This window comes from Sorangium aterium (assembly GCF_028368935.1).
GTDB lineage: Bacteria > Myxococcota_A > Polyangia > Polyangiales > Polyangiaceae > Sorangium > Sorangium atrum.
This window is the reverse complement of sequence record NZ_JAQNDK010000005.1, coordinates 120,790-132,722: the sequence shown is the minus strand read 5'-3', so window position 1 is coordinate 132,722 and position 11,933 is coordinate 120,790. Positions and strand designations below refer to the sequence as shown.

The 11,933-nt window shown below is 71.3% G+C and carries 10 protein-coding genes and 1 pseudogene; 7 read left to right on the top strand and 4 right to left on the bottom strand.

The genetic code is table 11. The features are described from left to right. Nucleotides 1-10: 10 nt before the first annotated feature. Complete coding sequence (locus tag POL72_RS38750; RefSeq protein WP_272101888.1) at nucleotides 11-877, bottom strand: fumarylacetoacetate hydrolase family protein; 867 nt, start codon at nucleotides 875-877, stop codon at nucleotides 11-13. Nucleotides 878-1,019: 142 nt separating this feature from the next. On the opposite strand from POL72_RS38750, the gene POL72_RS38745 reads away from it, so the two are divergent. Together POL72_RS38745 and rpmG are read left to right on the top strand one after the other, a co-directional pair. Further along, entirely contained in the window at nucleotides 1,020-1,214 is a 195-nt protein-coding gene (locus POL72_RS38745) for a hypothetical protein (RefSeq protein ID WP_272102921.1), read from the top strand. Further along, nucleotides 1,166-1,306: pseudogene (gene rpmG, locus POL72_RS38740) on the top strand (50S ribosomal protein L33); the annotation flags it as partial. The gene POL72_RS38745 and the pseudogene rpmG, both read left to right, overlap by 49 nt. 97 nt (nucleotides 1,307-1,403) lie before the next feature. On the opposite strand, the gene zigA reads toward rpmG, so the two are convergent. Both zigA and POL72_RS38730 read right to left on the bottom strand, forming a co-directional pair. Beyond that, the gene (zigA, locus tag POL72_RS38735) at nucleotides 1,404-2,642 is read right to left on the bottom strand and encodes a zinc metallochaperone GTPase ZigA (protein ID WP_272101887.1); all 1,239 of its coding nucleotides are present in this window, start codon (nucleotides 2,640-2,642) and stop codon (nucleotides 1,404-1,406) included. 297 nt (nucleotides 2,643-2,939) lie between these two features. Then, nucleotides 2,940-3,572: a TetR/AcrR family transcriptional regulator gene (locus tag POL72_RS38730; protein WP_272101886.1), complete on the bottom strand. Its 633-nt coding sequence runs from the start codon at nucleotides 3,570-3,572 to the stop codon at nucleotides 2,940-2,942. 315 nt (nucleotides 3,573-3,887) lie between these two features. Here POL72_RS38730 and POL72_RS38725 point away from each other — a divergent pair, with 315 nt between their 5' ends. After that, nucleotides 3,888-4,976 carry an efflux RND transporter periplasmic adaptor subunit gene (locus POL72_RS38725; protein WP_272101885.1) on the top strand — a complete coding sequence of 363 codons (1,089 nt, stop codon included), beginning with the start codon at nucleotides 3,888-3,890 and terminating at the stop codon, nucleotides 4,974-4,976. Between the two features lie 7 nt (nucleotides 4,977-4,983). Continuing rightward, the gene (locus tag POL72_RS38720; RefSeq protein WP_272101884.1) at nucleotides 4,984-8,169 is read left to right on the top strand and encodes an efflux RND transporter permease subunit; all 3,186 of its coding nucleotides are present in this window, start codon (nucleotides 4,984-4,986) and stop codon (nucleotides 8,167-8,169) included. Between the two features lie 71 nt (nucleotides 8,170-8,240). Here POL72_RS38720 and POL72_RS38715 read toward each other — a convergent pair whose 3' ends face one another. Beyond that, the gene (locus POL72_RS38715) at nucleotides 8,241-9,404 is read right to left on the bottom strand and encodes an NHL repeat-containing protein (RefSeq protein ID WP_272101883.1); all 1,164 of its coding nucleotides are present in this window, start codon (nucleotides 9,402-9,404) and stop codon (nucleotides 8,241-8,243) included. A gap of 112 nt (nucleotides 9,405-9,516) precedes the next feature. Between POL72_RS38715 and POL72_RS38710 the strand changes: the two genes are divergently transcribed. The 3 genes from POL72_RS38710 to POL72_RS38700 all read left to right on the top strand — a co-directional run bounded on the left by POL72_RS38710 (nucleotide 9,517) and on the right by POL72_RS38700 (nucleotide 11,905). Next, nucleotides 9,517-10,188, top strand: coding sequence for an RNA polymerase sigma factor (locus POL72_RS38710; protein ID WP_272101882.1), 672 nt, complete (start codon nucleotides 9,517-9,519; stop codon nucleotides 10,186-10,188). Nucleotides 10,189-10,272: 84 nt separating this feature from the next. Beyond that, on the top strand, nucleotides 10,273-10,755 hold the full coding sequence (locus tag POL72_RS38705; protein WP_272101881.1) for a nucleoside 2-deoxyribosyltransferase domain-containing protein: 483 nt from the start codon (nucleotides 10,273-10,275) through the stop codon (nucleotides 10,753-10,755). Between the two features lie 262 nt (nucleotides 10,756-11,017). After that, entirely contained in the window at nucleotides 11,018-11,905 is an 888-nt protein-coding gene (locus POL72_RS38700; RefSeq protein ID WP_272101880.1) for a hypothetical protein, read from the top strand. The last annotated feature ends 28 nt before the right edge of the window (nucleotides 11,906-11,933 follow it).

Genomic DNA, 11,933 nt, shown 5'->3' with positions numbered 1-11,933 from the left:
GGGTGCCTCGTCAACCTCGAGATACCGGGTTCGCCAGCGTGCCGACGCCCTGGATCGTGATCTCCACGAGATCGTCGGGCTCCAGGGTGAACGAGTCCGGCGGGACGATGCCGGTCCCGGTCATGAGGACGACGCCCGCCGGGAAGCTCAGCTCGCGCGTGAGGTAGGCGACGAGCTCCTCTGGCGAGCGACGCATGCTCGCGGTCGAGGTCTTCCCCGCGAACACCGCCTCGCCACGGCGCCGGATCGCGAGCTCGATGGAGAGCGCGCGCAGGTCGAGCCCGGGCTCGTCCGCGAGCACGATGGCGGGGCCGAGCGCGCAGCAGCCGTCGTAGACCTTCGCCTGCGGCAGGTAGAGGGGGTTGTCGCCCTCGATGGACCGCGACGAGACGTCGTTGCCGGCCGTGTAGCCGACGATGCGGCCCGCTGTGGACACGACGAGCGAGAGCTCCGGCTCGGGCACGTTCCAGCTCGAGTCGCGCCGGATGCGCACCGGCGCGCCCGGGCCGGCGACCAGGCGGGGCGTCGCCTTGAAGAACAGCTCGGGGCGCTCGGCCTCGTACACGCGGTCGTAGAAGTCGCCGCCGCCGGCGCTCTCCTCTTTGCGCGCGGCGCGCGAGCGCTCGTAGGTGACGCCCGCCGCCCAGACTTCCTGCCCGTCGATCGGGGCGAGCAGCTGGACGTCGGGCGGGAGGGGGTGGGCCGCGGCGCGCGCGCGCGCGTCGCGCACCGCGCCGAGGGGATCCGGCAAGGCGAGCCACGAGGCGACGGACGCGAACGCCTCCGGGGATGCCGCCGTGAGGTCGTGGCGCGCTCCCCGCTCGTCCTCGATCCCGAGCCGAGCACCGCCACCGCCCGCAAACCGAAACAGCTTCATGTCCGCACCTCCCTACAGAGTCGCCCTGTCGATCGCGATGCCAGGAGCGCGCCACCCTGCGCGTCCACCCACGCACTCTCGATGCAATCCTGGAATCGCGTCAACACTTCTCTCGTCCCGGGCTCTACGATCGGACCGCTCGATGCGCTACGGCTCCTTGTTCATCGCGCTGAGCGCGTCGTTCGTGTGGCTTGCGGTCGTGGTCGGCGGCGCCGGGCTCGCCCTCCTCTGGCCGGCGCTGAGCTTCGCCCTCGTCGGCGCTGCCTACCTCGCGCGCCAGCCCGCCCTGCTGGGACGGGTCACTGCTACTACACGACGAAGAACAGACGGACGATGACGGAGAAGATGCAGGTGAATAAGTTCGATCCGATCGTCCGCAAACACGTGGTCTTCACGGAAGGGAAGATCTCGAAGGGAGCTGGCAAGTAATCGCAACTCCAGCGTCGCGGTCATGCAGCCAGCGTGTGCGCACTGCGCTGCATGACCGCGCCCACGAGGCCGAGTCAGCCAGCCTGCGTGGAGCGCTTCACGACCCGAGGAGCTGCTCCGGCCCAGCCTCGCTCTCCTGTTCTCCCGCGTCCTCCCACGCCGGGAAGGGATCCTCGAACCGGCTCCACGCCGAGGGCCCCGCGGCCATCTCGTCCGGCGTGAGCAAGCAGGCGTCGAGCCCGCGCGTGAGCTCCTCTCGGGCCATGTCGACGCCGATGAAGACGATCTCCTGCCGACGGTCGCCCCAGATTGGATGCCACGCGGCGGCCGGCCCGTCGTCCTCCGGCCGCTCCTCCTCCGGCAAGGCCGCGTACCAGAGCCCCGCCGCCTCGAACGAGGCGGCGCCGCCCGCCTGCGACCAGGCGCCTGTGACGTCCATGCGCGTCGCCAGCCAGAAGAACCCCTTGGAGCGGAGCACTCCATCCCAGGCGGCCGCCCCGTGGAGGAAGGCCCAGAGCCGCTCCGGGTGCATCGGGCGCTCCGCGCGGTAGACGAAGCTCTCGATCCCGTACTCCTCGGTCTCGGGGACGTGCTCCCCGCGCAGCTCCCGCATCCAGCCGGGCGAGCGCGCCGCTTCCTCGAAATCGAAGCGCCCGGTGCCGAGGATCTCGCGAGGATCGACCCGGCCGCGGCAAGCGCTGATGATCCTGGCGCCCGGGTTCAGGTGCAGAAGCATCGCCGTGAGCCGCTCGACCTCGTCATCGCTCACGAGATCCGCCTTGTTGAGCACGAGCACGTTCGCGAACTCGATCTGCTCGACGAGCAGATCCGCGACCGTGCGCTCGTCGTCGCCGTCCAGCGCGGCCTCGCGCGCGCGCAGGTCGTCGGCGCTCGTCCAGTCGGCGAGGAACCGCTGCGAATCGACGACGGTGACCAGCGTGTCGAGCCGTGCGACCTCCGAGAGGCGCTTGCCCGTCGCCGGGTCGTCGAAGGTGAACGTCTCGGCGACCGGGAGCGGCTCCGAGATGCCCGTCGACTCGATCAGCAGGTAGTCGAAGCGCCCCTCGGCCGCCAGGCGAGCCACCTCGACAAGGAGATCCTCCCGGAGCGTGCAGCAGATGCAGCCGTTCGACATCTCGACGAGCCGCTCCTCCACGCGGCGCAGCGCCGCGCCCCCGCCCCGCACAAGCGCGGCGTCGACGTTGACCTCGCTCATGTCGTTGACGATCACGGCGACGCGCAGCGAATCGCGGTTCGCCAGGACGTGGTTGAGCAGCGTGGTCTTGCCGGCGCCCAGGAAGCCGGACAGCACGGTCACAGGGAGCTTTTGCGTCACGTCGAGGTCCTCTCTCGCCAGCGCCGGCGCGCTCCAGCGCGTGCGGGTACGCCCGCCGCGCCTGCGGCGTGGGGTGAACGAGGCGCATCCGCGGCCGCGGCGCGATCGGCCGGGCCCGACTCTGGCGTGGGCTCGAATTAATGCATCAAAATTGCATTTGCAATAAAATAGCTTTTGTTGCCGAGACGTACGCCGGACACCTCGCGCACGGGCCGGCGCGCCGCGGACCCGTGCGCCGAGGCCGACCCGATCGCCGCGCCGAGCGCAGGTCCCCGCGCCGCCCCGCGCCCCTGCGGCTCAGATCTGCTTCCGCCTGTCGGGGCGCAGCACGCCCTGGAGGATCACGTCGACGACGTGAGCGAGCTGGGCCTCGTTCACGATCGTGCGGTCCGCGAGCATCCGGTGCCTGAGATAGGCCGCGAGCAGCTCGCACGGCAGCAGCGGATCCGCGCTCGGCGCGAGCTCGCCGCGCGCGACCGCGGCCTCGATGATGGCCCGGATCCCTGCCTCCTGGACCGCGCGCAGCGAGCGGGCGATGGTCATGAGCTCCGAGTCGGGCCCCTCCGACAGGAACACGTGAAAGAGGCTCTGCCCCACCGGCGACGTCTGGATCTCGATGATCGCGCGCCCGAGCGCGACGAGGTCCCCGCGGAGCGAGCCCGTGTTCGGCGGGATGATCTTCTCGTCCGTGACCGACAGGAGCGCGGCCCGCACGAGATCCTCCTTCGTCGGCCAGCGCCGGTAGACGGTGGTCTTGTTGACCCCCGCGCGCGTCGCCACGTCCTCGATCCGGAGCGCGCGATACCCCGCGCTGGCGAGCTCCTCCAGCGTGGCGGCGAGGATGCCCCGCACGACAGGCTCGCCGCGCACGAGCGCGCGCGTCTTCGCGGAGCCTCGCTTCGCCGTGCGCTTCGCCGTCGTCGCCTGCATCGGCCGCCATTGAAGTTCCGTCGCGCGGCACACGCCAGCCCAATTTTACGGCGTGTTCACGGCGTGGCCGGCTATCGCACCCTTTCGTTGCGATCATCGCAACCAGTGGTTGCGGTCGGCTTCGGCCGTGTTATACCCATCGCAACTGTCGGTTGCGATCGCCTGGGCGCCGGCGCGTCCTCGCGGTGGGGCCGGACGCTGAGCCACGGGGGAACGAGCGTACGGCGCAGCGCACCGGCGCGTGCGCCGACACGCGCGGCGCCGTGCTCCGCCCGGATCAGGCCGCTCCGCGACCGACGCTGCCCCGAGGGACCCTTGAACCACACCACGACGACAGGCCGCGCCCAGAGCCTCCTCCTTCTCCTCGCGCTCGCCGCCGCAGCGGCGGGCTGCGAGACCAGGGCCAGCGCCTCCACCGCCGCCGAGACGAACGGGCCGAAGGCCCGCGTCGAGACCGCGGAGGTGCGCGAGCAGCCCATGCCGCGCAGCATCGCGCTCACCGGCACGCTGCGCGGGGATCGGGAGACCGATCTCGCCGCCAACGCGGTCGGCCGCGTGGTGGAGACGTTCGTCGAGCGCGGCGCCGAGGTGAAGAAGGGCGACCTGCTCGCGCGCCTCGACGTCCGCGCCGCCGCGCTCTCCGCCGCGGAGGCGCAGGCGAACGCCGCGCTGACCCGCGCCCAGGAAGAGACGGCGAAGCGCGAGTGCGAGCGCTACGGGGCGCTGCTCGAGAGCGGCGCGATCTCGCGGGTCGAGCACGACCGGATCGCCGACCAGTGCCGGAGCGCCCCGCTCTCGGTCGCGGCCGCCTCCGCCCGCGCCCGCGCCGCCGCGCAGAGCGTCGGCGACGGGCAGATCCGCGCGCCGTTCGACGGGGTGGTCGCCGAGCGCTTCGTCGACGTCGGCGAGTACGTCCGCCAGGACTCCCGGGTCGTCGCGCTCGTCTCGAAGGGCGCGCCGCGCCTCCGGTTCACCGTGCCCGAGGCGAGCCTCGCAGCCGTCAAGACCGGCGGCGCGCTGACCTTCACCGTGCCGGCGTACCCGGGGCGCTCGTTCGCGGGCACGGTGCGCTGGATCGGCGCCGCGGTCCGCGAGGCCACGCGCGATCTCGTCGCCGAGGCCGAGGTGCAGGACCCCGACGGCGCGCTGCGGGCGGGCATGTTCGCGTCCGTCGCGCTCGCCACGGCCGAGGCGCCCACCCCGGTGGTGCCGAGGCCCGCCATCGTCCCGCGGGACGGGCGCGCGCACCTGTTCGCCGTCGTCGACCATCGGATCGAGGAGCGCGTCGTGCAGACCGGCGTGGAGAAGGGCGACGCCGTGGCCGTCCTCCGCGGCGTCCGCGCAGGGGAAGCGATCGTCATCAACCCGTCCGAGGCGCTCCAGAACGGCCAAGCCGTGGAGTGAGGTCGTCATGCAGTGGCTCGCCCGCGTCTGCGTCAAGAGGCCCGTCTTCGCGTCGGTCCTCATGCTCGTCATCGTGGTCCTCGGCGTCGCCGGCTACACCCGGCTCGGCCTCGACCAGTTCCCCAACATCGACGTCCCGTACGTCGTCGTCACGACGCGCCTCGACGGCGCGGCGCCCGAGGAGGTCGAGGCCGAGATCTCCGACCGGATCGAGGGCGCTGTGAACACCATCAGCGGCATCGAGGACCTCCGCTCGACGTCGACCCAGGGCGTGAGCCAGGTCGTCGTCGGCTTCGAGCTGGAGAAGAACGCCGACGTCGCGGCCCAGGAGGTGCGCGACAAGATAAGCGTCGTCCTGCCCAGCCTGCCCAAGGGCATCGATCCGCCGATCGTGAGCAGGATCGACCTCGGCGCGGCCCCGGTGATGCTCGTCTCCGTGTCGTCGGATCAGCCGATCCGCGAGCTCAGCGAGATCGTCGACAAGCGGGTGCGCCGGCAGATCGAGAGCATCTCCGGCGTCGGCCAGGTCAGCCTGATCGGCGCGCAGAGCCGGCAGATCAACGTCTGGCTCGACGCGATCGCCCTGCGGGCGCAGGGGATCACCGCGGCCGAGGTGCAGCGGGCGATCGCGGCGCAGAACCTGATGACGCCGGGCGGCAGCGTCGAGACCGGCCCCGAGGACCTCACGCTCCGCGTGATGGGGCGGGTCGAGTCGCCCGAGGCCCTCGGCCGTATCGTGCTCCGGGAGCAGGACGGCCACGCCGTGCGCCTCTCGGACGTCGCCCGCGTCGAGGACGGCCGCGCGGAGGAGAAGACGTGGGCCCAGCTCGACGAGCGGCGCACCGTCCTCTTGTCGGTGGTCAAGCAGTCGGGCCAGAACACCGTCGCCGTCGTCGACGCCGTGAAGGCGCGCCTCGACGAGGTGCAGCGCTCGCTGCCCGAAGGGACGAAGATCGAGGTCGTGCGCGACGGCTCGCGCGTGATCCGCACGGGCATCGCCGCCGTGAAGGAGCACCTCGTCCTCGGCGCCCTCCTCGCCGCGGTGGTGGTGCTCCTCTTCCTCGGCAACGCCCGCAGCACGCTCATCGCGGCGCTCGCGATCCCGATCTCGGTCGTCGGCACATTCGCGGTGATGTGGATCGCCGGCTTCACGCTGAACTTCCTCACGCTGCTCGCGCTCGCGCTCGCCGTCGGCATCGTCATCGACGACGCGATCGTCGTGCTCGAGAACATCGTCCGCTACATCGACGAGAAGGGGATGAAGCCGTTCCCGGCCGCCGTGCTCGCGACGAAGGAGATCGGCCTCGCGGTGCTCGCGACCACGCTGTCGCTCATGGCGGTCTTCATCCCGGTCGCGTTCATGCCCGGGATCGTGGGGCGCTTCCTCAAGAGCTTCGGCCTCACGATGGCGTTCGCGATCGGGGTCTCGCTGATCGTCAGCTTCTCCCTCACACCCTCGCTCGCGGCGCGGTGGCTCTCGGGGCACGCGCGCGCCGGGCGTGACGGAGCGGACGGCGCGCCCGCGAAGCCGTCGGTCCTCGAGCGCGCGGTCGACGTCTTCTACCGGCCCATCGAGCGCGCCTACATGGCCGCGCTCTCGTGGGTGATGAAGCGCCGCTGGGTGATCGTCGTCGCCTCGGCGGTCGCGCTTGGCTCGTGCGCGCCCATCGCGAAGACGCTGCCCGCCGGCTTCCTCCCCGAGGACGACCAGGCGCAGTTCGAGATCAACATGCGCGCGCCCGAGGGGACGAGCCTCACCTCGACCCGCCTCATCGCCGAGCGGATCGCCGGCGACGTGCGCCGGCTCCCGGGCGTCACCCGGACGCTCCTGACCGTGGGGGAGGGCGATCAGCAGGCCGCGAACGTCGCCAAGGTCTACGTGATGCTCGTCGACCCGGAGCAGCGCGCGCTCGGGCAGCTCGCCATCATGCAGCGGGTGCGCGAGGAGATCCTGGCGAAGCTGCCGAAGGAGCTGCGCGTCACGGCCGGCGAGGTGCAGGCGATCTCGTCCGGCGGCCAGTCCTCGGCGAGGATCCAGGTCGCGATCCAGGGGCCGGATCTCGACCGGCTGGGCGAGTACGCGGCGCGCATCACCGAGGAGCTGCGGAAGGTCCCCGGCGCCGTGGACGTCGACAACAGCCTGGTCGTGGGCAAGCCCGAGCTCCGCGCGACCATCGACCGCGACCGCGCCGCGGATCTCGGCGTGCAGGTGGCCGACGTGGCCGGCGCGCTCCAGCTCTTCGTCGGCGGGCTCAAGGTGTCGACGTACTCGGAGGCGGGCGAGCAGTACGACGTCCGCGTGCGCGCCGACGCGAAGTACCGCGCCGACGCCGAGAGCCTCGCGTTCCTCACGGTGCCCTCGTCCAAGCACGGCGCCGTCCCGCTCCAGAGCGTCGTCACGATGGAGCCCGACAGCGGCCCCTCGTCGATCGGCCGCCTCGGCCGGCGCCGGCAGATCACCATCAGCGCGAACGCCGCCCCCGGCGTCGGCGACACCGCCGTGCAGGCGGCGCTCGACAGGATCATCGCCGAGCAGCGGATGCCGGCGGGCTACTCGGCGCAGCCCGTGGGCAGCTCCAAGAACACGGCCCGCACCGCGGCGAGCTTCGTCGTCGTCATCGGGCTCGCGTTCGTGTTCATGTACCTGATCCTCGCGGCGCAGTTCGAGTCGTGGCTCCACCCGATCACGATCCTGCTCTCGCTGCCGCTCACGGTGCCGTTCGCGCTGCTCTCGCTCAAGCTCTTCGGCCAGTCGCTGAACCTCTTCTCGGGGCTCGGGCTGCTCGTCCTCTTCGGCGTCGTGAAGAAGAACGCGATCCTCCAGATCGATCACACGAACCACCTGCGCGCGGAGGGGATGCCGCGGCTCCAGGCGATCCTGCAGGCGAACAAGGACCGGCTCCGCCCGATCCTCATGACGACGATCGCCTTCGTGGCCGGCATGATCCCGCTCGTGCTCTCGCACGGGGTCGGCTCGGGCCAGAACCGCACGACGGGGGCCATCGTGCTCGGCGGCCAGTCGCTCTCCCTGGTCCTCACGCTGCTCGCGGTGCCGGTGGCCTACTCGCTCTTCGACGACGCGGCCGAGTGGATCCGCCGCCGCCGGCGCAGGGCGGCGGAGGACAAGGGCGAGGCCGAGCTGGACGCGCTGCTCGGCGGGCCGGAAGCGAGCGCGCCGGCGGGCGGAGAGTGATGGAGTAGGGGAGTAGGGGCGCCGCGCGGCCGAGGCCCTCAGGGCCGGCGCGCGGCGCGCGATGGGCCGCCTCAGAGGATGGGATCGATGCGGTAGACGCGGCTCGTCAGCGTGTCGACGAGGTAGAGCTTGCCGTCCGGCCCGAAGGTGATCCCCGCGAGCGAGCCCGCGGGAAGACCCGTGTCCAGGGTGCGGACCACCTGCCCCGCCGTGTCGAAGGCGTAGATCCGGCTGGTTGCGTGATCCGTGACGTAGACGAGGCCCTCGTGGACCTCGAGGCCGCTCGGGGCCTCGAGCGTCCCCGGGGGGACGAACTCGATGAGCGTGGCGCCGTCCATGTGCCTGCGCACCTTGACCGGCTCTTGCCCATCGAAGCTCGCGCCGGGCACGCCGCTCGTCGGATCCAGCTTGAGCAGCCGCTTGTGGCCGGTGTCGGCGACGTAGAGGCGCTCTTCCTTGGCGCTGTAGAAGATATGGCTCGACGTGGCGTCGACCCCGAGCACCTCGCCGGCGGCATAGCGGTAGATCTCGCCGTCGGAGTGGTCGTCGTGGCCGGGGCCGTGATCGTGGGCGAAGTCGTACCGGTCGAGCGCCTTGTCGTAGTCGTTGAAGACCCAGTAGACGTTGGCCTGCTCGTGCGCGATCCCCTTGCAGAAGGGGCTCGAGTGGAGCATGTCGAGGTGCGATCCGAGGCCGTCCGGCGTCTCCGTGGCGAAGATCGAGAGATCCGACGAGAACAGCGACGGGCCCATGAAGTAGTTGCCGCCGTTGTCGTTGTCGCCGCAGACCCCGAACGTGCCTGGGTGGCCGAAGGCGATCGCGGGCGGCTTGTCCATGAAGTGCGCCGCGGCGGGGTCGCGGAGGCGGACCCACGAGCCGTCCGGCGCGCCGGGCTTCGTGATGATGATCACGCTGTCGTCCTTGCGGTTGACGACCCAGAGCTCCTCGGGCCGCTCCGGGTTGAAGGCGAGGTCGGTCGGCTCGCGCTGCCGGTTCGGCTCGAAGACGGACACGAGCGCGACCGAGGACGGACTGCCATCCTTCACGCCGATCGGAGATCCCGGCGGCAGCTCGACGCACTCGCCGCGCGCCTGGTCGCACAGCGGCGTCGCGGGCGTGGCGGCGCACTCCGGCGATGCGCTGCAGCGCGGCGCGGCCGGGGCCTCGGCGTCCGCATCCGAGCAGGCCGGCAGGAGCGCCACGCTGGACAGGAAGAGCACCCTCTGAAGCGTCATTCAAGCCTCCCGGTGAAGAGGAGGACATTCTGACCCGGCCGGTCACGCTGGCCATCGCTTTGTACCGTGGCGCGGTGGCGCAGGGCGGCCCTCGTGGATAGCCTGGTGCGTCATGAGCGAGAGCGAGCCAGCGAGAGGCCCGGAGGGCGCCGAGACGTCGAGGGAAGGCGCCGAGGACGCGCGGCCTTCGGCGGTCACGACGCTCGTGGAGAGCCACCGGGAGTTCCTGCGCTTCCTGGAACGGAAGGTGGGCAATCGCGCCATCGCCGAGGACATCCTCCAGGACGCCTTCGTGCGGGGCATAGGGCGCATCGACAGCTTGCGCGATGAGGAGTCGGCCACGGCGTGGTTCTATCGAACCCTCCGGAACGCCGTGGTCGACCATTTCCGGCGAAAGGGCGCGTCGGAGCGGGCGATGGCCGCGCTGGCCGCCGAGCTCGACGAGGCGGCCCAGCCCGAGGTGGAGCACCGCGCCGTCTGCCAGTGCGTCCGGGCGCTGGCCGGCACGCTGAAGCCCGAGTACGCCGCCGCGATCCAGCGCGTGGAGGTCGACGGCCTCTCGGTGCAGGCCTTCGCCGAGGAGGCGTCGATCACCGCGAACAACGCGGCGGTGCGCCTCTTTCGCGCCCGCGAGGCCCTCCGCAAGCAGGTGATCGCGTCGTGCGGGAGCTGCGCGGAGCACGGGTGCCTCGACTGCACGTGCGCCCCGGTGCCTTTGCGGCAGGCGAAGGACGAGCCCGAGCCGAAGCGAGGCTGCGGGCACGGGCACGGCGGAGCGGGCTGACCGTTTGCGGGTTACGGGGCGGGGGTGGGGAGCGGCCCGCATGGCGATCGTCGTTCACGTGTTCTCATCCGCGAGGTGTTCCCCATGATCGAGGTGCTGGCGCCGCGGCCGTTCGACGGATTGACGGGTCCGAAGCTGTTCCTCGCCGGATCCATCGACAACGGCCAGGCCGAGCAGTGGCAGGCGAGCGTCGCGCAGGAGCTCGCGGATCTCGACGTGGTGATCCTCAACCCGCGGCGGGAGCGCTGGGAGCCGGGCTGGGCGCAGAGCCTCGAGAACCCGAGCTTCGTGGAGCAGGTGCAATGGGAGCTCCGCGGGCTCGAGGAGGCGGACGTCATCTTGATGTACTTCGCGCCGGGCTCGAAGGCGCCGATCAGCTTGCTGGAGCTCGGCCTGTTCGGGCGCTCCGGGAAGATGCATGTCGTCTGTCCGGAGGGGTTCTGGCGCAAGGGCAACGTGGATGTCGTGTGCGAGCGGTACGCGATACCGCGCTACGCGAGCTTGCCCGAGGGGCTGCGCGCGGTGCGCGGCGCGCTCCTGCGCAGCTGCGGCGATTCAACTCGGTAACCGCTGCGTGAACACCACGCATCGTCGGTAGCGCCTCGAAGCCGTCGAGGGCCCGGTTCCGCTCGTGTACGCGCGAGCCCTCCCGTGGAGCCCACGTGCCCTGACCGTCGGAGCACACGCAGGGCGCTCGGCGTGACGAATCCGAGGAGATGCCCGGAATTCATGAGTGGGAGGTGGCTGCTCGGCTCCTGCGGGCCCTACCGCATGAGCCTGGCGCGCCACGCAAATCCAGCATGATTGCAACCACTCGTGAGATCACCCGATGCCCTCAGTGACCCATGAAGCCCTCGTGGAGCTGTTCAAGAACCGGCCGACGCTGGCCGCCGAGATGCTGCACGACGCGCTCGGCCATCCGGTCCCGACGTTCACGGAGGCGCGCGTCGAGTCCTCCGACTTCACCGAGATCGTGCCCTCCGACCGCCGCGCCGATGTCGTTGTCGTGCTGCTGGTCGGCGAGCAGCAGCAGCCCGCGATGGCGATCGTGGTCGAGGTCCAGCTGGGGGTGGACCCGGACAAGCCCTACGTCTGGCCGGTGTACGTCACCCAGACGCGCGCCCGCCATCGTTGCCCAACCGGGCTGCTGGTCGTGACGATCGACGCGGCGATGGCGCGGTGGAGCGCGCGGCCGATCGATACGGGTCATCCCGGATGGACGCTGACGCCGCTGGTGCTCGGGCCCAAGGGCGTCCCGGTCGTCACCGACGCCGAGCAAGCGAAGGCGGCGCCCGAGGTGGCCGTGCTCTCGGCGATGGCGCACGGACAGAGCGAGGCGGCGGAGGCGATCGGCGTGGCCTTTTTTTCGGGGGCGGCGGACGGGCTCGATGAGGAGCGCCGGGCCGTCTACGGGGACCTGGTGCTATCCTCGCTGAACGCAGCGGCGAGGCGGAGGTTGGAGGCGATGATGAAGAGCGGTTACCAGTTTCAGAGCGAATTCGCGCGCAGCTACGTGGCGAAAGGTCGGCAGGAGGGGAGCCTCGAAGCCAAGGCGCAGGCCGTGCTCGCCTTCCTCGAAGCCCGTGGGATCGAGGTCCCCGCGGAGGTGCGGGGACGCGTCCTCGCGAGCACCGACCTCGACGAGCTGGACCGCTGGATCCGCCGGGCCGCCGTGATCAGCGACGCCCGGGAGCTGCTCTCCACGACCGGCTCGTGAACACGCGCCCCCACCCTCGATAGCTCGA